This window comes from Methylobacterium aquaticum, from assembly GCF_001043915.1.
GTDB classification, from domain to species: Bacteria; Pseudomonadota; Alphaproteobacteria; order Rhizobiales; family Beijerinckiaceae; genus Methylobacterium; species Methylobacterium aquaticum.
Window position 1 is genome coordinate 1 of record NZ_LABX01000022.1, and the last position, 21,316, is coordinate 21,316.

At 72.1% G+C, this 21,316-nt stretch carries 16 protein-coding genes and 1 pseudogene; 10 read left to right on the forward strand and 7 right to left on the reverse strand.

Going from position 1 to position 21,316, the window contains the following annotated elements; all coding sequences use genetic code 11:
* Positions 1–353 precede the first annotated feature (353 nt).
* Genes VP06_RS02845 through VP06_RS02860 form a run of 4 tightly spaced genes read left to right on the forward strand, consistent with a single transcriptional unit; the run spans position 354 to position 4,995 of the window.
* Entirely contained in the window at positions 354–2,252 is a 1,899-nt protein-coding gene (locus VP06_RS02845) for a DUF3483 domain-containing protein (protein ID WP_048462329.1), read from the forward strand.
* Complete coding sequence (locus VP06_RS02850) at positions 2,249–3,496, forward strand: electron transfer flavoprotein subunit alpha/FixB family protein (RefSeq protein ID WP_048462330.1); 1,248 nt, start codon at positions 2,249–2,251, stop codon at positions 3,494–3,496. Before VP06_RS02845 ends, VP06_RS02850 begins: the two co-directional genes overlap by 4 nt.
* Positions 3,493–4,419: an adenine nucleotide alpha hydrolase family protein gene (locus VP06_RS02855; RefSeq protein WP_048462331.1), complete on the forward strand. Its 927-nt coding sequence runs from the start codon at positions 3,493–3,495 to the stop codon at positions 4,417–4,419. The genes VP06_RS02850 and VP06_RS02855 overlap by 4 nt, the downstream gene beginning before the upstream one ends.
* 45 nt (positions 4,420–4,464) lie before the next feature.
* Positions 4,465–4,995: a prolyl-tRNA synthetase associated domain-containing protein gene (locus tag VP06_RS02860; protein ID WP_048462332.1), complete on the forward strand. Its 531-nt coding sequence runs from the start codon at positions 4,465–4,467 to the stop codon at positions 4,993–4,995.
* A gap of 389 nt (positions 4,996–5,384) precedes the next feature.
* On the opposite strand, the gene VP06_RS02865 is transcribed toward VP06_RS02860, so the two are convergent.
* From VP06_RS02865 to VP06_RS02885, 5 genes are read right to left on the reverse strand one after another with little or no spacing between them, the layout of a single operon-like run.
* The gene (locus VP06_RS02865; RefSeq protein ID WP_048462333.1) at positions 5,385–6,737 is read right to left on the reverse strand and encodes an L-serine ammonia-lyase; all 1,353 of its coding nucleotides are present in this window, start codon (positions 6,735–6,737) and stop codon (positions 5,385–5,387) included.
* On the reverse strand, positions 6,734–7,318 hold the full coding sequence (locus VP06_RS02870) for a sarcosine oxidase subunit gamma (protein ID WP_048462334.1): 585 nt from the start codon (positions 7,316–7,318) through the stop codon (positions 6,734–6,736). Before VP06_RS02870 ends, VP06_RS02865 begins: the two co-directional genes overlap by 4 nt.
* The gene (locus tag VP06_RS02875) at positions 7,311–10,295 is read right to left on the reverse strand and encodes a sarcosine oxidase subunit alpha family protein (protein ID WP_048462335.1); all 2,985 of its coding nucleotides are present in this window, start codon (positions 10,293–10,295) and stop codon (positions 7,311–7,313) included. The genes VP06_RS02870 and VP06_RS02875 overlap by 8 nt, the downstream gene beginning before the upstream one ends.
* Positions 10,295–10,618 (reverse strand): sarcosine oxidase subunit delta, encoded by a 324-nt coding sequence (locus tag VP06_RS02880; protein ID WP_048462336.1) that lies wholly within the window; start codon positions 10,616–10,618, stop codon positions 10,295–10,297. The genes VP06_RS02875 and VP06_RS02880 overlap by 1 nt, the downstream gene beginning before the upstream one ends.
* 32 nt (positions 10,619–10,650) lie before the next feature.
* Complete coding sequence (locus VP06_RS02885; protein ID WP_048462337.1) at positions 10,651–11,904, reverse strand: sarcosine oxidase subunit beta family protein; 1,254 nt, start codon at positions 11,902–11,904, stop codon at positions 10,651–10,653.
* A 233-nt stretch (positions 11,905–12,137) separates the two neighbouring features.
* Between VP06_RS02885 and VP06_RS02890 the strand changes: the two genes are divergently transcribed.
* The 4 genes from VP06_RS02890 to VP06_RS02905 all read left to right on the forward strand — a co-directional run bounded on the left by VP06_RS02890 (position 12,138) and on the right by VP06_RS02905 (position 16,441).
* The gene (locus tag VP06_RS02890; RefSeq protein ID WP_425350877.1) at positions 12,138–13,130 is read left to right on the forward strand and encodes a GlxA family transcriptional regulator; all 993 of its coding nucleotides are present in this window, start codon (positions 12,138–12,140) and stop codon (positions 13,128–13,130) included.
* Between the two features lie 85 nt (positions 13,131–13,215).
* A complete protein-coding gene (locus tag VP06_RS02895; protein WP_048462338.1) occupies positions 13,216–14,658 on the forward strand; it encodes an amidase in 1,443 nt (480 codons plus the stop codon).
* A gap of 122 nt (positions 14,659–14,780) precedes the next feature.
* Positions 14,781–16,070 carry a PQQ-dependent sugar dehydrogenase gene (locus VP06_RS02900; protein ID WP_048462339.1) on the forward strand — a complete coding sequence of 430 codons (1,290 nt, stop codon included), beginning with the start codon at positions 14,781–14,783 and terminating at the stop codon, positions 16,068–16,070.
* A 53-nt stretch (positions 16,071–16,123) separates the two neighbouring features.
* Positions 16,124–16,441 (forward strand): c-type cytochrome, encoded by a 318-nt coding sequence (locus VP06_RS02905; protein WP_048462340.1) that lies wholly within the window; start codon positions 16,124–16,126, stop codon positions 16,439–16,441.
* Between the two features lie 119 nt (positions 16,442–16,560).
* Here the strand turns inward: VP06_RS02905 and VP06_RS02910 are convergent, their stop codons facing one another.
* Positions 16,561–17,964: a TIGR04222 domain-containing membrane protein gene (locus VP06_RS02910; protein WP_048462341.1), complete on the reverse strand. Its 1,404-nt coding sequence runs from the start codon at positions 17,962–17,964 to the stop codon at positions 16,561–16,563.
* Positions 17,965–18,095: 131 nt separating this feature from the next.
* The gene (gene atzD, locus VP06_RS02915; RefSeq protein ID WP_048462342.1) at positions 18,096–19,199 is read right to left on the reverse strand and encodes a cyanuric acid amidohydrolase; all 1,104 of its coding nucleotides are present in this window, start codon (positions 19,197–19,199) and stop codon (positions 18,096–18,098) included.
* Between the two features lie 303 nt (positions 19,200–19,502).
* Between atzD and VP06_RS02920 the strand changes: the two genes are divergently transcribed.
* Positions 19,503–20,702 carry a glycosyltransferase family protein gene (locus VP06_RS02920; protein ID WP_048462343.1) on the forward strand — a complete coding sequence of 400 codons (1,200 nt, stop codon included), beginning with the start codon at positions 19,503–19,505 and terminating at the stop codon, positions 20,700–20,702.
* A 12-nt stretch (positions 20,703–20,714) separates the two neighbouring features.
* Positions 20,715–21,316, forward strand: a pseudogene (locus VP06_RS02925) (colanic acid biosynthesis glycosyltransferase WcaL); the annotation flags it as partial.

Below are 21,316 nucleotides of genomic sequence, written 5' to 3' on the forward strand. Positions count from 1 at the left end.
CTAAGCGGATTTCGCCGAAGTGGTCACCAGTTCGGCGGCAAAAATCTGCGATCAAACAAGACCCTAAGCGGACGAAGCGTGGGCCTGCCAACGCAAGTCTGCTTAGGCCCCGCGCACCAACCCTCCCCCCTCCGCGGGGGAGGGTGGCCCCCGGAGCGGTCCGGGAGAGGGGCAGCGCGACGCCGATCCAGAGGGCGCCCCTCACAACGGTTCAGTCCTCTCCGGAAGCGTGGTTCCCCTCTCCCGGCCCCTGCTGACGCAGGGACTGCCCTCCCCCGCAGAGGGGAAGGTTCGGGCGCGGCTGTCCACGGGCATGAATTTCATCGTATCGCCACGCCTTCAGGCCCGCCGTCATGACCAGCTTCATGCCCCTGTCCACGGTGTTTCCCGGCCTCGTCTGGGCCATGGCGGCCCTGGCCCTGGTCCAGACCGCCCGGCGCGCGGCGCTCTGGCGGGTCGGGTCGGCGGCGCCGGTGGCCTGGCTCCACGGGCTCGCCCGGCTGCCGCGCCGCTACCTCGTCGACGTCCACCATGTCGTGGCGCGCGATTCTTACGCCTCGCGCATGCACGCGGTGGTGGCCGGCGGCCTCCTTGCCGCCTCGCTCCTGACGGCTTTGGCGATCCTGCCGCCGCTCGCCGGTTCCCGGGCCTACTGGCTCCTGGTCGCCCTCGCCTTCGCGGTGACGACAGCGGGCTCGGTGCTCGTCGGCGCCCGGCGCTACCCCGAGAAGCAGACGCGCCTCTCGGCCGGGCGCTTCCAGATCCTGCCCGTCCTGCTCCTCGCCTATGCGGTCGGCGGCACGCTCACCGCCCTGCTGCTGGCCCTCGGCGCCGGAGGGATCGCCCTGCCCTTCACCCTGGCTCTCGCGGCGGCCGGGGGCCTCGGCCTCGCCTTCGAGGTCCGGCAGGGTCCGATGCGCCATGCGGTCGCCGGCGCCCTCCATCTTGCCGCCCATCCCCGGCCCGGCCGGTTCGAGGGCCGGCCCGACACCGCGCTCCAGCCTCTCGACCTCGCGGCGCCGCGGCTGGGTGCCGAGATGCCGGCGGACTTCACCTGGAACCGGCTCCTCTCCTACGATGCCTGCGTGAGCTGCGGGCGCTGCGAGATCGCCTGCCCGGCCTTCGCCGCCGGCCAGCCGCTCAACCCCAAGCGGCTGATCCAGGACCTCGTCGCCGGCCTCAACCCCGCCGAGCCCGCTTACGCCGGCAATCCTTATCCCGGTGGACGCAGCGCCGAGGGAGAGCGCGGCCCGCTCGCCCGGCTGATCGGGCCCGATGCCCGCATCCATCCCGACACGCTGTGGTCCTGCACCACCTGCCGGGCCTGCGTCGAGGAATGCCCGATGATGATCGAGCATGTCGACGCGGTGGTGTCGTTACGCCGCTTCCAGACCCTGGAACGCGCGGCGCTCCCCGAGAAGGCGATCGGCCCGGTGACCGAACTGCGCCAGGCCGGCGATCCGGGCGGCCGGCCGCTCGCCTCCCGCACCGACTTCGCGGCCGGCCTCGACCTGCCGCTGATGGCCGACAAGGGCCAGGCGGACCTGCTGCTCTGGCTCGGCGACGGCGCCTACGACCTGCGCTACGGCCGGACGCTCCGGGCCCTGGTGCGGCTGCTGCGCCGGGGCGGCGTCGATGTCGCGGTGCTGGGCGCGGAGGAGCGCGACACCGGCGATCTCGCCCGCCGGCTCGGCGACGAGGCGACCTTCCAGGCCCTCGCGCGAGAGAACGTCGCGACGCTGGCGAAATACCGCTTCGCCCGCATCGTCACCGCCGATCCGCATGCCCTGCATGCCCTGCGCAACGAGTACCCGGCCTTCGGCGGGCACTACACGGTGGTCCACCACACCGCGTTGCTGCTGGAGCTGATCCGGGCAGGCCAACTCGCGCCCCACACCCTGCCCGATCTCTCGGTGACCTATCACGATCCCTGCTACCTCGCCCGCTACAACGGCGAGACCGAGGCGCCCCGCGCCGTCCTCGACGCGATCGGCCTGTCCCGGGTCGAGATGGCCCGCTCGGGCAAGCGCGCGATGTGCTGCGGCGGCGGCGGCGGGGCGCCGGTGAGCGACATCCCGGGCGAGCGGCGCATCCCCGACCTGCGCATGGCCCAGGCCGCGGAGACCGGGGCCGGCATCGTGGCCGTCGCCTGCCCGTCCTGCACCGCGATGCTGGAGGGCGTGACCGACCGCAAGGCCGAGATTCGCGACGTCGCCGAATTGCTGCTCCAGGCCGTGGAGGCGGGACGATGACCCGAAACCGTCGCGATCCCCGCGCCGAGCGGGCGGCGATCCAGGTTGCGTCAGTCCGAGGCGCCTCCGGCCCCGCTCGCCCCCGCTACGACCGGACCGCCAAAGGCACCGCCAAGGCGGCAGGGGGGCGCCCGCGCCGCGATCCGCGGTCCGAGCGCGCCGGCCAGCAAGTCCCCGGCGCCAACCGTCCACGCTACGATCTGAGCCAGATCGTCCACGGCGAGAGGCCGGTCCTCGCCGAGACCCGGCCGCGGCCGGCACCGGAGGCAGCTTCGAAAATCCTGGTGGTCGAGGATCCCGCTTTCCTGGTCGCCGTGGTGCCGGATGCCACAGGGGGGCGCCTCTCGGCCCATGACCGCCAGGTGCTCGGCGCCGCCCGGACCCTGGCCGGGCGCGACGGCGGCGTGGTCGTGGTGTCGATCGGCCCCTGCGAGTCCTGTGGTCCGGCCGGCGCCGACCGCCATCTCGCCCTGGAGGATGCCGGAGCCGATCCTGCTTCTCGGGCAGCCCGGGTCACGGCGGCGCTCGCGGCGTTGACCCCGCGCCACGTCCTGTTTCCCGAATCCCGCGACGGCGGCGACCTCGCCCGCCGGGTCGCGGTCCGCATGGGCGCGGCACTCTTCGACAATGCCGAGGTGGTCGCCGCCGCCAGCCTGGTCCGCCCGGCCCGCGGGCGCCGGGTCGAGCAGCGGGCCGCACCCGGCCTCCTCGCCAGCGTGGCGCCGGACGCGGTCGCCGATTATGCCGGCGCACCGCGGGAGGCGCGGCCGCTCACGGTCGACCTCGCCCCGGCGGCCGGTCCGACCTCGGCGATCCTGTCGGCCGAGCGCATCCCGGCCGATCCCGCCACGGTGCCGCTCGGCCTCGCCGAGTTCGTCATCTCGGCCGGCAACGGCGTCCACGACCTCGACACCTTCCGGCAGCTCGTCGGGGCGCTCCACGCCACCCCGGGCGCCAGCCGCGTCCTGTGCGATGCCGGGCTCATGCCGCGCCACAGCCAAGTCGGCGCCTCGGGCACGGTGCTGGCCGCGACCTGCTACGTCGCGCTCGGGATTTCCGGCGCGCCGCAACATCTTCAGGGCGTGGCCGGCTGCGAGCACGTGGTCGCGGTCAATACCGACCTGCACGCGGCGATGATCGAGCGGGCGGGGCTCGCGATCGTGAAGGACGCGCAGGAGGTCATGCCGGCTCTGCTCAGGCTGCTGGCGCAGGAAGCTCAACGGGACGCGGGAGACCAGATGTGAGGATCGCTGTCCTTCTCTCCGCCGGTCGCCATCCGGTCTCGGGCGCGGCCGTGCTGCCGCGGCTCGAGGCGCAGGCGATCCGGATCGCCACCCGGCTCGCCGAGGCCCACGGCCTCCATGCCGGGCCGGACGCGGCCCACGGCCTCCATGACGGGCCGGACGCGGCCTACGGCCTCCATGCCGGGCCGGACGCGGCCTACGGCCTCCATGCCGGGCCGGACGCGGCCTACGGCCTCCATGCCGGGCCGGATGCTGCGGCGGTGGCCGACGCCCTCGGCCAGGGCCTCGCGCGCATCGAGCACATCGTGCTGGCAGAGGGCGCCGACCCGGTGCCGGCCTTGGCCGCGCGGCTCGCCGCGACGGCGCCGACCCTCGTGCTGGCCGGCCGGCGCAGCCAGGGCGGCGACGAGAGCGGGATCGTTCCCTACATGCTGGCCGCGGCGCTCGACCGGCCGCTGATCCCCGACGTGGTCTCGGTCGCGCCCGGCGAGGAATCCGGGACCCTGCGCCTCGACCAGAGCCTCGGCCGCGGCGCCTTGCGGCGCCTCGTGGTGCGCGGTCCCGTGGTGGCGACCGTGCATCCGGACGCTCCGGCCGCCCTCGCCTACGCCTTCGGCCAGGCGCGGCGCGGCGTGATCGAGCCGCTCGGACCGATCGACCCGCCCGGTATCGCCGCGCCTGCCGCCGCGATCGAGGAGCGGCCCTATCGGCGCCGTCCCAAGCTGGTGAAGGGAGCCCCCACGGGCGGCTCGGCCGCCGAGCGGCTGAAGGCGGCGACGGGCGAGTCTGGATCGGCCGCGAGCGGCCGTCTCCTCGTCGATCCCGATCCGGACGAGGCGGCGCGGGAGATCCTGGCGTATCTGCGCGGGATCGGCGTCGTGGCGCCCGCCCGCTCCGCGACCGCCGGCCCGAAGGGCGGCTGAGCCGCCGCGTTCCGACCGTCCGGCCCCCGACTCGCGAGGAGACCCATGCCCCAGATCGACACGCCCCTCGGCCCCGATGACCTCCTGAGCCGGCTACGCGAGCGTGGCATCGCCTACACGCTGGTCGAGCACCCGCCGGTCCTGACCGTCGAGGCGATGATGGCGGTCTGCGGCGACATCGCCGGCGCCCACACCAAGAACCTCTTCCTGCGCGACAACAAGAAGACCTATTTTCTCGTCACGCTCCACCACGACGCGGCCATCGACCTGAAGGCGTTCCGGTCGGTGCTGGGCGCGAAAGGCGGGCTGTCCTTCGCCAGCGCCGAGGCCCTGCGCGAGCAGCTCGGCGTCGAGAGCGGCGCGGTCTCCCCGCTCGCCGTCCTCAATGCCGCGCCAGGCAGCGTCAGGATCTTCCTCCAGGACAGCCTGCTCGACGAGGAGCGGATCAACGTCCATCCGCTGGTGAACACCCGCACCCTCACCCTGGCCCCGGCCGATCTCGTCGCCGCCCTGCGGGACGAAGGCCACGAGGTGACGCCGTTTGCCCTGCCGGAGGGACGGGCGGAGGGTGCGTAAGCGCTTGTTTGCTTGGCCTCTACAGACCTCACACTCACTGCGTCATTCCGGGCTCCGCTGCACGGCCCCGGAATGACCCCGGTACACGACACAGCAGGTTGAGCGGTGCGGCAACCGTCGCTCCCGTGCCGCGCAACCTGCCGTGTCGTATACCGGGCGGAACGATACCAACGGTCGTTGAAAACGACCGTTGGTTCGGTTCTCCAATTTTCGCCAAGCCTCTGGCTTGGCATCGACGATTCGAGATGGAGCAACGGCCGGATGCGTCAGCATCTTCGGCCGTTGGTATGACAGAGGAAAACTCGCAATCCGGTACGGGCCATGAACCGATGTGCCCTTGTCGTTTTCCAGATCATCCTGCGCGGAGAGAGGCCCTCCGCAGACAGCCCTCAGCACGCCGCCACGTTCACCGCGAGCCCGCCCAGCGACGTTTCCTTGTACTTGTCCTGCATGTCGTGCCCGGTCTGGCGCATCGTCTCGATGACCTGATCCAGGCTGACGAAATGCTCGCCGTCGCCGTGGAGCGCCAGGGACGCCGCGGCGACCGCCTTGTTGGCCCCGAAGGCGTTGCGCTCGATGCACGGGACCTGAACCAGCCCGCCGACCGGATCGCAGGTCATGCCGAGATGGTGCTCCATGGCGATCTCGGCCGCATTCGCCACCTGGCGCGGGCAGCCGCCGAGCACCGTGGCGAGACCCGCCGCGGCCATGGCCGCCGCCGAGCCGACCTCGCCCTGGCACCCGACCTCGGCGCCGGAGATCGAGGCGCGGCGCTTGATCAGGCCACCGATCGCCGCCGCCGCCAGGAGATAGTCGCGGCCGCGCTCCTCGCTCCAGCCAGGACAGAAATCGACGATGTAGCGCAGGACCGCCGGCACGATGCCCGCCGCCCCGTTGGTCGGCGCGGTGACGACCCGGCCCCCGGAGGCGTTCTCCTCGTTCACCGCCAGCGCGAACAGGCTGATCCAGTCCATGATCTCGTGGGCCGGCCGGCTGTTCTTGAGCCGGGAGGCTTCGAGGGTCTCGTGCAGGCGCCGGGCACGGCGGCGCACCTTGAGCCCGCCCGGCAGCACGCCGTCCATCCGCAGGCCGCGGGCGATGCAGGCGAGCATCGCGTCGCGGATCGCGTCCAGCCCGGCATCGATCGCTTCGTCGGAGCGCAAGGCACGCTCGTTCTCCCGCTGCACCTGCGGGATGGTGAGGCCGGTCGCCGCGCAGATCGCCAGGAGGTCGGCGCCGCTGTCGAACGGGTGCGGGACCGCCACCGCCTCGATCCCGGCATCGACCGCCTCGCCCTCGCTCTCGACGAAGCCGCCGCCGACCGAGTAGCACACCACCTCGTCGAGGATCGCCCCGTCGGGAGCGTGGGCACGGAACCGCATGCCGTTGGTGTGCCGCGGCAGCAGTTCCTTGAAGTTGAACACGAGATCCCGGTCGGGCGCGAAGGCCACACCGGGAAGGCCCGTCTGGCCGGTCTCGGCGAGTGCTTGCGTGTAGCCGGCGACCCGGTCGGGATTGATGGTGGCCGGGTCGTGCCCGAGGAGACCCAGGGCGATCGCCCCGTCGGTGCCATGCCCCCGCCCGGTCCAGGCGAGGGAGCCGAAGATCTCGGCCGTCACCCGCGCCACGTCGGTGCGCGGGGCGATGCGCTCGCGGAAGCGGCGCGCCGCCACCATCGGCCCGATCGTGTGCGAACTCGACGGGCCGATGCCGATCTTGAACAGATCGAAGGCGCTGATCATCGCCGGGCCGTCTCGCCGACCCCGAGGGAAGCCTCGGCGAGGAGGCCGTGGACGTAAGTCGCGAAGGAGCGCCAGCACTCGACCCGGTAGCGCGGCGTCGCGCCGTCATGCCGGATCAGGACGATCTCCGCCTTGCCGAACAGGGTGCGGGTCGCCGAGCCCGCCGGGAAGGCGGCGTCGCCGAGATCGAGCGGGCACCCGGCATTGAGAACCGCCGCCGCGAGCGGGCCGCTGACGTCGATGCCGACATTGCGGTGCGAGACGTCGACGATGGCGTGCGCCCGCTCGCCGAGATCGGCCGCGATGGCGGCCGGCAGCTGATCGGCCTCCGCCTCGTCGCTGCCGATCAGCCACTCGTCGGGCCCGAGCCGGGCGATCCAGCGCCGATCGTCGCCCCGCACCGAGTTGATCGGGCCGTCGAGCGGCAGGCCGGCGGCCGAGGCGCCCGCGTCGCGAATCCGGAGCGCGAAGCGCGCCTCGGCTCCGGCGGGCGTGATCTGGACGCCGGAGCAGGCCGGATCGGAGGCCGGCGCGCGGCCGAGGGGGAGCGCGCGGGCGGTGCGGTAGAGAGCCTCAAGCATGGATGCGCTCGCCTTTGGGATCGAAGAAGACCGGATCGACGACGGTGACGCGGGCAAAACCCTCCGGCGTGGTGACGTGGAGGGAACGGCCCTGGCGCGCGCGGCCATCCGCCACCAGGGCCATGGCGATGGAGCGGCCACAATTCGGGCTCCAATAACTCGATGTGACGTGGCCGAGCATCCGCATCGGGATCGGCTGGCCCGGATCGTCGACGATCTGCGCGCCCTCGTCGAGGACGACCTTCGGGTCGTCGGTGACGAGGCCGACGAGCTGCTTGCGGCCGCTGGCGACCACGTCGGGCCGGGCGAGCGAGCGCTTGCCGACGAAGTCCTTCTTGGCCTTGGCGATCATGCCGGAAAGCCCGACATCGTCCGGGGTGACCGTGCCGTCGGTCTCCTGGCCGATGATGATGTAGCCCTTCTCGGCGCGGAGCACATGCATCGTCTCGGTGCCGTAGGGGGTGATGCCGTGCGCCTGACCCGCCTTCCAGACCGCCTCCCACACCGCCCGGGCGTGGTCGGACGGCACGTTGATCTCGAAGCCGAGTTCGCCGGTGAACGAGACCCGGAACAGCCGGGTCGGGACGCCGCAGATCGTGCCCTGGCGCATCGCCATGTGGGGGAACGCCTCCGGCGACAGGTCGATTCCGTCGACGAGGGGGGCGATGACCTCGCGCGCCTTGGGTCCCTGGAGGGCGATCACCGCCCATTGCTCGGTGGTCGAGGTCAGGAAGACCCTGAGGTCCGGCCACTCGGTCTGGAGGTAATCCTCCATGTGGGCGAGCACCCGCGGCGCGCCGCCGGTCGTGGTGGTGACGTGGAAGCAATCCGGCGCGATCCGGGCGACGACGCCGTCGTCGAGGATGTAGCCGTCCTCCTTCAGCATCAGCCCGTAGCGGCAGCGCCCGACGTCGAGCTTGAGCCAGGGGTTGATGTAGATGCGGTTCATGAACTCGGCCGCATCCGGGCCGACCACCTCGATCTTGCCGAGCGTCGAGGCGTCGAAGATGCCCACCCCCTTGCGCACCGCCTCGCATTCGCGGGCCACCGCTTCGTGCAGGTCTTCGCCCGACTTGGGGAAGTACCAGGCCCGGCGCCACAGGGCGACGTTCTCGAACAGCGCGCCGTGTTCCTCGGCCCATTCGTGGATCGGCGTGGTGCGGATCGGATCGAACAGGGCGTGGCGCGCCGGGCCGACCAGGGCGCCGAAGGTCACCGGGGTATAGGGCGGCCGGAAGGTGGTGGTGCCGACGCCCGGCAGCGTCTTGTCGAGCTGCCCGGCGACGATGCCGAGCGCGTTCATGTTCGAGGTCTTGCCCTGGTCGGTCGCCATGCCGGTCGTGGTGTACCGCTTGACGTGCTCGATCGAGTGGAAGCCCTCGCGCACCGCGAGCGTGATGTCCTTGGCGGTGACGTCGTTCTGGAAGTCGACGAAGGCCCGGACCTTGCCAGGATCGACGTCGGTCGGCATGGCGCGCACCGGCCTGAAGCCGGTCAGGGTCGGGCTCGCGGTGAAGTTCCGCCGCTCCTCCGATCTGGCAGCGGCTGCACCCGCCGCAAACCCCTCCTGAAGGCAGCCGGCGAGGTCGTAGGTGCCCCTCGACGCACCGGCCGAGCGCTCGGCTTGAACCGAGGTGCCGGGCCGGAAGGCGTCGATCGTCTCGTCATAGGCGAGCTTGCCGCGGGATTGCGAGAACAGATGCACGGCCGGCGTCCAGCCGCCGGACATGCCGACGCAGTCGCACGGGAGCAAGCGCCGCGCCCCGCAGCGCCCGGCCCGGTCGACCGGCGCGACGATCAGGCCGGTGACCCGCTTGGTGCCCTTCGCGCCGATCACGGTGTGGCCGGTCAGGACCTCGGCCCCCGTCGCCTTGAGACGGGCCAGTTCGGGCCCGCACTCGGACTCCGTCCGCAGGTCGACCAGAGTGACGTGAAGCCCCGCCGCCTTGGCGTCGAGGGCTGCGGCATAGGCCGAGGCGCCGCTCGTCGCGAAGACGATCCGCCGGCCCGGCGCGACGCCGTAGCGGTTGATGAAGACCCGCACGCTCTCGGCAAGCAGGATGCCGGGGCGATCGTTGTCGGCAAAGACCAGCGGGCGCTCGTGCGAGCCCCCGGCCAGCACCACCTGTTCGGCCCGGACCTGCCACAGCCGCTCGCGCGGCGCGGTGCCGGGATTGGGCAGATGGTCGGTGATCCGCTCGGCGAGCGCGACGTGGTTGTGGTTGTAATAGCCGAACGCCGTGGTGCGCGGCAGCAGGATGACGGTCTCGCGGGAATCCAGCTCGGCCAGCGTCGCGCTCAGCCACTCGGCGGCCGGCCGGCCGTCGATCTCGGCGGTGACGTCGTGCAGCAGCGCGCCGCCGGGCTCCGGGCCCTCGTCGGCGAGGATGACGCGCTTCCCCGTGCGGGCGGCGGCGAGCGCCGCGGACAGGCCCGCCGGGCCGGCGCCGACCACCAGCACGTCGCAATGGGCGTGGCGGTTGGCGTAGCGGTCCGGATCGGGCACGGAAGGCGCCTTGCCGAGGCCGGCGGCGGCGCGGATGAACGGCTCGTAGACCTTGTCCCAGAACTTTCGGGGCCACATGAAGGTCTTGTAGTAGAAGCCGGCGACGAAGACCGGCGAGAGCAGGTCGTTGACCGCGCCGATATCGTGCTCGAGCGACGGCCAATGGTTCTGCGACAGGGTCTTGAGACCGTCTCTCGCCTCGACCACCGAGGCGCGGTTGTTCGGGTCGATCCGGCCGGGCCCGCGATCGACCGAGAGCAGCGCGCTCGGCTCGTCGGGACCGTGGCTGAGGATGCCGCGCGGGCGATGGTACTTGAACGAGCGCCCGACGAGATGGATGCCGTTGGCGAGCAGCGCCGAGGCGACGCTGTCGCCGTGGAAGCCCTCGACGGTGCGGCCGTTGAAGGTGAAGCGGACCGGGCGCGAGCGGTCGATGCGACCGCCGCGGGACAATCTGAACGGCTGTGCCATCACGCCCTCGCCTCTGCCTGGGTGGAAGTGGACAATATGGAGTTGGACTCTTGGGATTGGGGCGTCTCGCCCATCTTGTAGGTTGCGAGGAAGCGGTCGCTCACGGTGTCGCGCCGCGCGTTGAACCAGCGGCCGCAGCCATGGACGTGGTTCCAGCGCTCGGCATGGATGCCGCGCGGGTTGTCGCGAATGAACAGGTACTCGGCCCACTGCGCGTCGGAGAGCGCGCCGGGGTCGGCGGGCCGGGCGATATGGGCCTGTCCGCCGCAGCGGAACTCGGTCTCCGGGCGGTTGCCGCAATAGGGGCAGGCGATCAGCAGCATCGGGGGCCTCGTCGCGTCTGGTGTTCGGGGGATCAGTGCGCGACGGCGGCGGCGGCCGCTTCGTCGATGAGGCGCCCGGTGCGGAACCGGTCGAGGGTGAAGGGCGCGTTGATCGGGTGCGGCTCACCCTTGGCAAGCGTGTGGGCGAAGACGTGGCCCGAGCCCGGGGTCGCCTTGAAGCCGCCGGTGCCCCAGCCGCAATTGACGAACAGGTTCTCGACCGGGGTCTTGCCGATGATCGGCGAGCGGTCGGGCGTCACGTCGACGATGCCACCCCAGGAGCGCAGCATCCGCATCCGGGTGAATTGCGGAAAGACCTCGCAGATCGCGTCGAGGGTGTGGGTGGTGATGTGAAGGCCGCCCTGCTGGCTGTAGGAGGTGTACTGGTCGGTGCCGGCACCGATCACCAGCTCGCCCTTGTCGGACTGCGAGATGTAGGCGTGGACCGCGTTCGACATCACCACGCAGGGGAAGACCGGCTTCACCGGCTCGGAGACGAGCGCCTGGAGCGGGTAGCTCTCCAGCGGCATCCGCACGTCCGCCATCGCCATCACGGTCGAGGTGTGGCCGGCGGCGACCACGCCGATGCGCTTGGCGCCGATGTAGCCCCGCGTCGTCTCGACGCCGATCGCGGCGCCGGAGGCGTCGCGGCGGATGCCCTTGACCTCGCAGTTCTGGATGATGTCGACGCCGCGGGCATCGGCCCCGCGGGCATAGCCCCAGGCCACCGCGTCGTGGCGGGCGGTGCCGGCCCGGCGCTGGAGGGCGCCACCGAGGACCGGGTAGCGGAGGCTGCCCGAGATGTCGATCGGCGGGCAGAACTCCTTGCACTCTTCCTTGGTCAGCCACTCGTTGTCGATACCGTTGAGACGGTTGGCATAGACGTGGCGCTTGAAGCTTTGAACGTCGTGCAGGTTGTGGGCGAGCATCAGCACGCCGCGCTGCGAGAACATGACGTTGTAGTTCAGCTCCTGGGACAGGCCCTCCCAGAGCTTGAGCGCATGCTCGTAGAGCGCGGCGCTCTCGTCGTAGAGGTAGTTCGAGCGGATGATCGTGGTGTTGCGGCCGGTATTGCCGCCGCCGATCCAGCCCTTCTCCAGCACCGCCACGTTGGTGATGCCGTGCACGGTGGCGAGGTAATAGGCGGTCGCGAGACCGTGACCGCCGCCACCGACGATGACGACATCATAGGCGGGTTTCGGCTGCGGGTCCCGCCACTGGCGGCCCCAGCCCCGGTGCCCGTTCAGGGATTCGGAGAGCAGCGACGAGAGGGAGAAGCGGCGCATCGGTCGGCCTTCCTGTGTTGATCGATCATCGGTGCGAGGCCGGTCAGCGGCTTTCGCGACGGCGACCGCGAGTTTGGGATTTGCGACCTCGCCCGCGCGGCGCCCCGCCCCTCCCGGCACGATCCGCCCGGGGCCTTCCGTCCCGTCCTCGGGCATCGATCCTGCTTGCCCTCCGCGCCACCCTGGATCCATTCTCGAACGGGCGGTGCAACGCCTTGAATGGACGGGGAGCGATGGCGGTCGCGCATGCCGGCATGACGATGGGGAGCAGCGCCGCCTCGGCCGAGGAGGTGACGTCGGTCGGCTTCATGCTCGTCGAGCATTTCTCGATGATCGCCTTCTCGTCGGCGATCGAGCCGCTGCGGCTCGCCAACCGGGCGGCGCGGCGCGAACTCTACCGCTACTCGCTCTGGTCGGAGAACGGGCAGAGCTGCACCGCCTCGAACGGCGTCGAGGTCCGGGTGGCCGGCGCCTTCGCGGCGGCGCAGAGCCTCGACATGGCGATCGTCTGTGGCGGGATCGACATCCATCGCAAGGATCACCGGGCGCTTCACGCTTGCCTGCGCCGCAGCGCGATCCGCGGCGGGGCGATCGGGGCGGTGTGCACCGGCACCTACGTGCTCGCCAAGGCGGGGCTCCTCGACGGGTACCGCGCCACGATCCACTGGGAGAACCAGGCGAGCCTCGCCTCCGAGCATGACGGGCTGGAGATCGGCTCGGACCTGTTCGAGATCGACCGCAACCGCTTCACCTGCGCCGGCGGCACGGCGGCGGCCGACATGATGCTGTCGCTGATCGTGCGCGACCACGGGCCGGACATCGCCGCGGAGGTGGCCGACCAGCTCATCCACCACCGGATCCGCGAGGCGGGCGAGCGCCAGCGGATGGACCTGCGCATGCGGCTGGGCATCGCGCATCCCAAGCTTCTGCACGTCGTCGGGCTGATGGAGAAGACCTTCGCCGAGCCGCTCAGCAGCCAGGACCTGGCGGAATCCGTCCAGCTCTCGAAGCGGCAGCTCGAACGGCTGTTCCTGAAGTATCTCGGCCGCTCGCCGGCCAAGCACTACCTGCGCATCCGCCTCGAACACGCCCGCCACCTGATCCGCCAGACGGCGATGCCGCTCCTGGCGATCGCAATCGAATGCGGCTTCACCTCGGCCTCGCATTTCTCGAAATCCTACGTCGACCATTTCGGCCGGCCGCCGAGCAGCGAACGCAAGGGATAGCGGCACGGCTCTTCACGCCTGCCCGCCCCGCGCCCGTCCGACGCTCCACCGTCGCGGCCCGCCATCCATCGCCCAGGACCCCACGATGCCGCCCTCCTCCGATCTCGTCATGATGCGGGCCACCGATCTGGCCCGCGCGATCCGCGACCGGGCCGTCTCGGCCCGCGAGGCGATGCAGGCCCATCTCGACCAGATCGCCCGGCACAACCCGTCGGTGACCGCGATCGTGTCCTTACGCGATCCCGACATCCTGCTCGCCGAGGCCGAGGCCGCCGACCGGGACCTGGCGGCGAACGGCCCGCGCGGGCCGCTCCACGGCCTGCCGCACGCGGTGAAGGATCTCTCGGCGACCGCCGGCCTCCGCACCACGCAAGGATCGCCGCTCTTCCGCGACACCGTGCCGGACACCGACGCGATCCACGTCGCACGGCTCAAGGCCGCCGGCGCGATCCTGATCGGCAAGACCAATGTGCCGGAATTCGGCCTCGGCTCGCACAGCTATAACCCCGTCTTCGGGGTGACCCGCAACGCCTACGACCCGGCGAAGTCCGGCGGCGGCTCGAGCGGCGGGGCCGCGGTGGCCCTGGCCTTGCGCATGGTGCCGCTCGCCGATGGCAGCGACCATGGCGGCTCGTTGCGCAACCCCGCCGCCTGGAACAACGTGCTGGGCCTGCGCCCCGCCGCGGGCCGGATCCCGAACAGCACCGAGGAGGTCTTCCTGCCCCAGCTCGGGGTCCTCGGGCCGATGGCGCGCTGCACCGCCGATCTCGGCCTGTTGCTCTCGGTCCAGGCCGGCGACGATCCCCGCACCCCGAACGCGATCCGTCAGGATCCGGCCGGCTTCGCCGTTGTCCGGCCGCGGGATCTCACGGGCCTGCGCATCGGCTGGATCGGCGATTTCGGCGGCCATCTGCCGTTCGAGCCCGGCGTGCTCGATCTCTGCGAGGCCGGCCTGAAAGCCTTCTCGGACCACGGTGCCGTGGTCGAGCCGGTCCAGCCGGCCTTCGATCCGGAGGCGATCTGGCGCGCCTGGGTGACCCTGCGCCAGGGACTCATCGGTGCAGGCCTCGCGGCCCATTGGCGCGACCCGGAGAAGCGCGCCCTGATGAAGCCGGAGGCGGTGTGGGAGGTCGAGGAGGGGCTGACGCTCACGGCCTTCGACCTGCACGCCGCCAGCGTCACCCGCACCGCCTGGTACCAGTGCGTGCGCGGGCTGTTCGCGCGCTTCGACGTGCTGGCGCTGCCCGCCGCGCAGGTCTTCCCGTTCGACGCCGAGGAGACCTGGCCGCGTCACATCGGTGGGCGTGCCATGGACAGCTATCACCGCTGGATGGAGGTGGTGGTCCCCGGCACGATGTCGGGGTGTCCGGTGATCAGCCTGCCGGTCGGCGTCAACCCGGCCGGGCTGCCGATGGGACTCCAGCTCATCGCGCCGAACCGGGACGAGGCCGGGCTCCTCGCCATCGCGGCGGCCTACGAGGCGGCGACGGGCTTCGACCGCACGCTGCCGCCGGCCCTGCGCCCCTGAAGCGCAGGGAACCGACCGGGATAGTCTGTCTGCTCCGCTTGCAGCCCGATGGCAGCGCCGCCATACATGGCGAGCAACAAGCTCGGCCACATCTGAACGGCCGGCACCGGAGGAGGCCCACGATGAAGCCAGTCCTGATGGCGGCGCTCGCCGCCAGCGTGTCCGTTGCCAGTCTCGCCCTCGCCGGCACTGCCTTGGCGCAGGACGCCACCGCCGGCGACACCAAGGCCAAGGTCGACAACCTGGAGAAGCTCGGCAGCTTCCGGCAGACCGGGGTCGCCGAGCCGCCGCCGATCCCGCAGACCGGCCGGCGCGCCGACGCGATCAATCGCACCCTCCAGAAGATCAAGCTGCCGGACGGCTTCAAGATCGAGTTGTACGCCGTGGTGCCGGATGCCCGCGCCATGGCGGTCGGGCCGAATGCCGGCGTGGTCTTCGTCGGCACCCGCAAATCCAAGATGTACACGGTGACCGACCGCGACAAGGACCGGGTCGCCGACGAGGTGAAGGTCTACGCCCCGGGCGTCGACTTCAAGATCCCGAACGGCGTCTGCTTCTCCCGCGACGGCGTGCTGACGGTGGTGGAGCAGAACCGGATCCTGGCCTTCCCGGCGGCCGAGTTCTTCTACGAGGGCACGGACGGCCCGGCCGTCGTGGTGGTCAAGCAGGGCGAGCTGATCCCGCCGGCGGAGGAGAGCTACAACCACACCGCCCGGATGTGCCGCATCGGGCCGGACGGCAAGCTCTACGTCTCCCTCGGCCAGCCCTACAACGTGCCGCCGAAGGACAAGGCCGACCTCTACGCCAAGACCGGCATCGGCGGCATCATCCGCATGGATGCGGACGGCAAGAACCGCGAGGTCTACGCCACCGGCATCCGCAACTCGGTCGGCATGGACTTCGCCCCCGACAAGACGCTGTGGTTCACCGACAACCAGGTCGACGGCATGGGCGACGACCAGCCGCCCGGCGAACTGAACCAGATCACCAAGCCGGGCCAGAATTTCGGCTTCCCGTGGTATGGCGGCGGCGGCGTCCGCACGGTCGAGTACAAGGACGACAAGGTCCCGGCCGATGTCGTGCCGCCGAAGGCCGAACTCCCGCCCCACGCCGCCGATCTCGGCATGATCGTCTACAAGGGCAAGTCGTTCCCCGAGAAGTACCGCGGCGGCATCTTCACGGCCGAGCACGGATCGTGGAACCGCACCACGCCGATCGGCGCCCGGGTGATGTTCGTGCCGGTCAACAAGGACGGCAGCGCCGGCAAGCCCGAGCCGTTCGCCGAGGGCTGGCTGACGGAGGGCGGCGAGTATCTCGGCCGCCCGGTCGATGTCGCGACCCTGCCGGACGGCTCGCTGCTCGTCTCCGACGACACGGCCGGCGCGATCTACCGCATCTCCTACGAGAAGTAGGTTTTTTGGAAGGGGCGGCCGGATCGCCGCCCCTTCCCCTCCAGGAGACGCCCATGACCCGCACCCTCGCCCTCCTGCTCGTTCTTGCCGCGACGGCGCCCGCCGACGCCGGGGATGCCAAGGCCGGCCGGGCCAAGGCGGTCTCGTGCCAGGCCTGCCACGGCCTCGACGGCCTCTCGAAGCTGCCCGACGCGCCGAACCTTGCCGGCCAGGTCGAGCCCTACCTCGTCAAGGCACTGACCGAGTTCCGCAACGGGACCCGCAAGAATGAGGTGATGTCGGTGGCGGCGCAAGATCTGTCGGATGCCGATATCGCCAACCTGGCCGCATATTACAGCGGGATCCAGATCGACGTGATTCCGCCGGGCTAAAGCGCTTCACGATCGCGTTGCCATCGCGAAGCTTCTCTAGCTCCTTGATTCGCCGCATTTTCTACGACGAACCGGTATCCACTTCGTCGGAAAATGCTCTGGATATCCCGTCTCGGCCGCTAATCGCCACCGCCGCCGCAGCCCCCGCAGCCACTGCCTCCGCCGTCTCCTCCCCCGTCCCCTCCGCTCCCGCCACCGTCTCCCTGGGCGAAGAAGCGCCTGAGCGGCGCGAAGTCGGTGCCGGCCAGCGCCGCCGCGCCGCCGAGCGCGACGGCGAAGGCGATCTCGTGGCGCAGGGGCGCCCGCGCCGCCCGGGCGTAGCGGGTGCGGTGGCGCGCCACGGCCTGCCGGCCGGCCACGGTCGAGGTCAGGGGCCGCCGGTGGATCGCGACCGCGAGGACGCCCGTCACCAGCATCAGGACGATGAGGAAGCCGACGGGCCGGCCGGTTCCCGCGACCCAGGCGATCTTGGCGGCCCCGAGGCCAAGGGCCAGCATGACGGCACCGACCGTCGCGGCATTGGTCCGGCGGCGCAGTTCCGCGGGCGGGCACAGGCCGCGGGCGGCGAGCCGGTCGGCAAGCCGCTCGGTCGGCCGGGCCAGCCAGCGCTGCAACGCATCGCGGCTCGTCAGCCCGTCGGGCGGCCGGAAGGCATCGAAGGCGGGCGGCAGGGCGACGCCCCGGGCGGCGATCCGGATCCGCTGCCGCGACGGATCGATGACGCCGGCCCCGAATTGGTGCAGGGTCAGCGCCGTCACGTCCGCCACCCGCGCCGGACCGCCGGTGAGATAGGCGAGATCGGGCACGCCGAGATCCTCGTGCGGCGCCGGTCGTGTGCTCCGCCGGCAGCGGGCGCGCAGGAGCACGGCAAAGAGGAGCACGGCCGCCGCCACCAGCCCGTCGAGCCACAGGAACGGGGCCGCCGGCCAGTCGAGGGGATTGAGCGGCAGGGCGAGGGCCGGCCGCGGCGCGAGGATGGTGCCCGCGATCAGGGCCGCCAGCGCCCGCCCGCCGAGGCGCGGCCGGGGAATGACGAAGGCGCGCCGCGTATCCACGATGCGGTAGCGCAGCCGCCCGCCGAAGCGCTCCGCCGTGCCGGGCCACAGGGCCGGATCCGGGGGACCGAAATAGGCTTCGTGGCGGGCCAGCGTCGCGGCGTATTGCCGGGCGTAGCGGGCCTGCTCCTGCGGCCCGCCGGCTGTCGGATCATGATGCAGGGGCCTGCGCAGCACGTCGGCGCACCAGACGTCCCAGTAGTCGCGCGAATAGGTGAGGTGGAGGTGCCAGACCTCGTCCACCTCCTCGCTCGGCGTGACCGGATCGCCGCCGAGGCAGGCGAGGAAGCAGAAGCGGCGATACGCCTCCACCGCGGCGCGGGCGAAGGCCAGGGACCAGCCCCGGTCGCGCGCGAGCCGCCGGGTGAGGTCGAGGGCCTGGCCCGGGGTCTCGAAGGGATGCGCCCGGATGCGCGCCCAGAGCGCCGCCTCGTCGGCAGACCAGGTTGCGGGCCCGATGCACGGCATGACACCCCTCGTCGATGGAGACCGGCCTGGATCGTACAGCGTGCGGCGGGCGGGAAAAGGCTCGGCCGGTAGCGTGGATGTCGGTCCCCACCACAATCGCGGCCGAGGGAGCGGTCACCGGGCGGCGCGCCTCACCCTTCCACCGTGGCGATCACCGCCACCGGCCCGCCGCCATCCGGCCCCTGGTGCTCGGCGCCGCCCGACACGAACAGGTCCGTCCGCCCGATCGCGGCGGCGGCCACGCCCCCGACCAGCGCCCGGGCATGCCGGGTGGCATTGATGTCGCTGTCGTCGTTCATGATGTGGCGCCGCCCGCGGATCAGGCCGTCGCCCGAGGGTTCGGCCTTGGCGAGGAGAGCCACCACGCGCTCCGCCGCCTCGGGCGGGAGCTGGCCGCCGGTCGGCAGGCCGAGATCGGCGAGCGTCCCCTGGATCGCGGACAAATCGATGCCGTCGCGCATGACCCGGTGGGCGATGCGCAACGGGCCGGTCCAGCCCGGCGCGTTGCCGAGCACGATGATTTCGTTGCGCATCAGCTCGATCCCCGCCGAGGCGCTGGCGCGGCCGGAATGGAGGTCGGTGCGGGTGCCGATCACCGAATCGTCGAGGGCGTCCGCCGGGATCTCGCCGAGGGCCAGCCCGATCCCGAGCGCCGAGGCGCCCCGGGACAGGCCCATCGAGGCATAGGTGTCGTGGGTGGCGACACGCTCGCCGCGGGCGGCGGCCTCCTGGATGCGGGCGCTGGTGAGGAGCGGGCACTTCACCTGGACGAAATGCACGTCGGCGGCGTCCTCCAGCCCCGCAGCCGCCATGGCACGCCGCACGGCGGCGGCGGTGGCGCGGACCTGCGCCATGCGGCCGATGTCTTCCGGCAAGAAATCGTCCGTGAAGGCAGTGCCGACGGCGAGCGCCCGTCCCGCGCCCGCCGGCCCCTCGCGCCGGGCGAGGACCAGGAGGTGGGGCGAGAGCCCGCCCTCGGTGCCGCCCGACATCACCAGGGCGACCCGGGCCCCGACCGTGGCCGGCGGGACGCCGAGGTGCGCGGCGAGGGCCGCTTCCAGCGCCATCACGGCGAGGGGCCGGGTGAAGTCGTTGACGCAGCCATTGCCCTCGGTCTTGCCGAACACCGCCACGATCTCGGCGGCGGCGACCGCGCCGGACGCGATCAGGGCGTCGAGGCCCGAGACGTCGGCGGGGTGCCGGGTCGGCACGCGGAAGACGAGGCATTCGGGCATCGGGTTTCCTCTCACGTGTCTTGTCGCGGTCCGGATATCGGCCGGGCGCGGGGGACGAGCCCGCTCCGGCCCGCGGCGCCCCGGCAGGCGCCCTTGCAAATGCGCCGCCAAGCCGGCCGAGATGCTGCGCCGCCACAAGCCTGACCATAACGGGCCTCCCGGGTAGCCGCACCGGGGGCGGATGCGCTAGTCTGGCCTCCCGCGCCCGGGAGGTCCGTACCCGATGCCGATACCGTTGAGCCGCAACCGGCGCTCCGTGTCCGCACGGGCCAGCCGGTCGCCCCGGGCCGAAGTGTCCGCCGGATGACCTTTCTTCCGCCCGTGCCCGCCCTCTCTCCGCAGCGGGTGCTGATCTACTCGCACGACACGTTCGGGCTCGGCCATCTGCGCCGGGCGCGGGCGATCGCGCATGCCCTGGTGGCGGCGGCGCCGGAGCGGCGGGTGGTGATCCTGTCCGGCTCGCCGGTGAGCCACGCCTTCCGGTTCGCCCCCGGGGTGACCTGCCGGCGCCTGCCGGGGGTGACCAAGCTCGCCAGCGGCGAGTATCAGAGCCTCGGACCCGGCCACGGCCTCGACGAGGTGGTGGCGACCCGCGCCGCCCTGATCCGCCACGTCGCCGAGCGCTTCGACCCCGATCTGTTCCTCGTCGACAAGGAGCCGGCGGGCTTCCACGGCGAGGTGCTGCCGGCGCTCCACCGCCTCAAGGCGCGGGGCTGCCGCCTCGTCCTCGGCCTGCGCGACGTGCTCGACGATCCGGACCTGCTGGCCCCCGAATGGGAGCGCAAGGGCGCGCTCGCGGTGCTGCCGCTCTACGATGCGCTCTGGGTCTACGGCCTTCGGGAGATCTACGCCCCCCTGGACGGGCTGGCGCTGCCGGCGGGCGTCGCCGAGCGCCTGACCTATACCGGCTATCTCCGCCGCGAGGCGCCCGAGGCCGATGGGCCCGACGAGGGCGGGGAGGAGCCGTTCCTGCTCGTGACGCCGGGCGGCGGCGGCGACGGGGTCGAGCTGGTCGAGGCGGTGGTGCGGGCCTACGAGGCGCAAAGCCTCGACCATCGGGCGCTCGTGGTGTTCGGCCCCTTCTTCCCGGGCGCCGAGCAGGCGGCGCTCGGCGCCCGCATCGCCGCCCATCCGCGGCTCGCCTCGCTCGGATTCGACGCGCGGCTGGAGCGGCTGATGCGCCGGGCGGCCGGCGTGGTGGCAATGGGCGGCTACAACACCTTCTGCGAGATCCTGTCCTTCGACCGCCCGGCCCTGATCCTGCCGCGGGTGCGGCCCCGGCGCGAGCAACTGATCCGCGCCCGCGCCGCCGCCCGGCTCGGCCTCGTCGGCGTCATCGAGCCCGGGCAGGACGCGGACGGCGCCCGCATGGCCGCGGCGCTCGACGCCCTGCCCCAGCGGCCGACCCCGTCCTCCCGGCCGATCCCCGGCCTCCTCGACGGCCTGACGGCGATCCGCCGGCTGGCCGCCGCCGCGGATGCCCGTTGCGTGGCCGCCGAGTAAGCGACCTTTCCCATGCCCCCGCTCCGCATCGCCGTCCTGGTCAAGGGCTATCCGCGCCTGTCCGAGACCTTCATCGCCCAGGAACTCCTCGGCCTCGAGGCCAGGGGACTGGACCTGTCGATCTGGTCGCTGCGGCAGCCGCATGACGGCGCCGTGCACCCGATGCACCGGCAGATCCGCGCCCCGGTCATCTACCTGCCGGAATACCTCCACCGGGCGCCGTGGCGGGTGCTACGCGGTGCCCTCGCGGCCCTGCGCCGGCCGGGCCTGTGGCCCCTCCTGACGCTCGTCCGGCGCGATCTCGCCCGCGACTTCACGCCCAATCGCGGCCGGCGCCTCGGCCAGGCCCTGGTGCTGGCCCGCGAATTGCCGGCCGGGATCGGCCATATCCACGTCCATTACCTGCATACCCCGGCCTCCGTGGCGCGCTACGCGGCGGTCTTGAGCGGGCGGAGCTGGAGCGCCTCGGCCCACGCCAAGGACATCTGGACCACGCCGGACTGGGACCTGGCGGAGAAGCTCGACGATGCGCGGCTCGCCTTCGCGGTCACCTGCACGGCGGCGGGCGCGGCGCGCCTGCGCGAGGTCGCGGCCGATCCGGGCCGGGTCTCGCT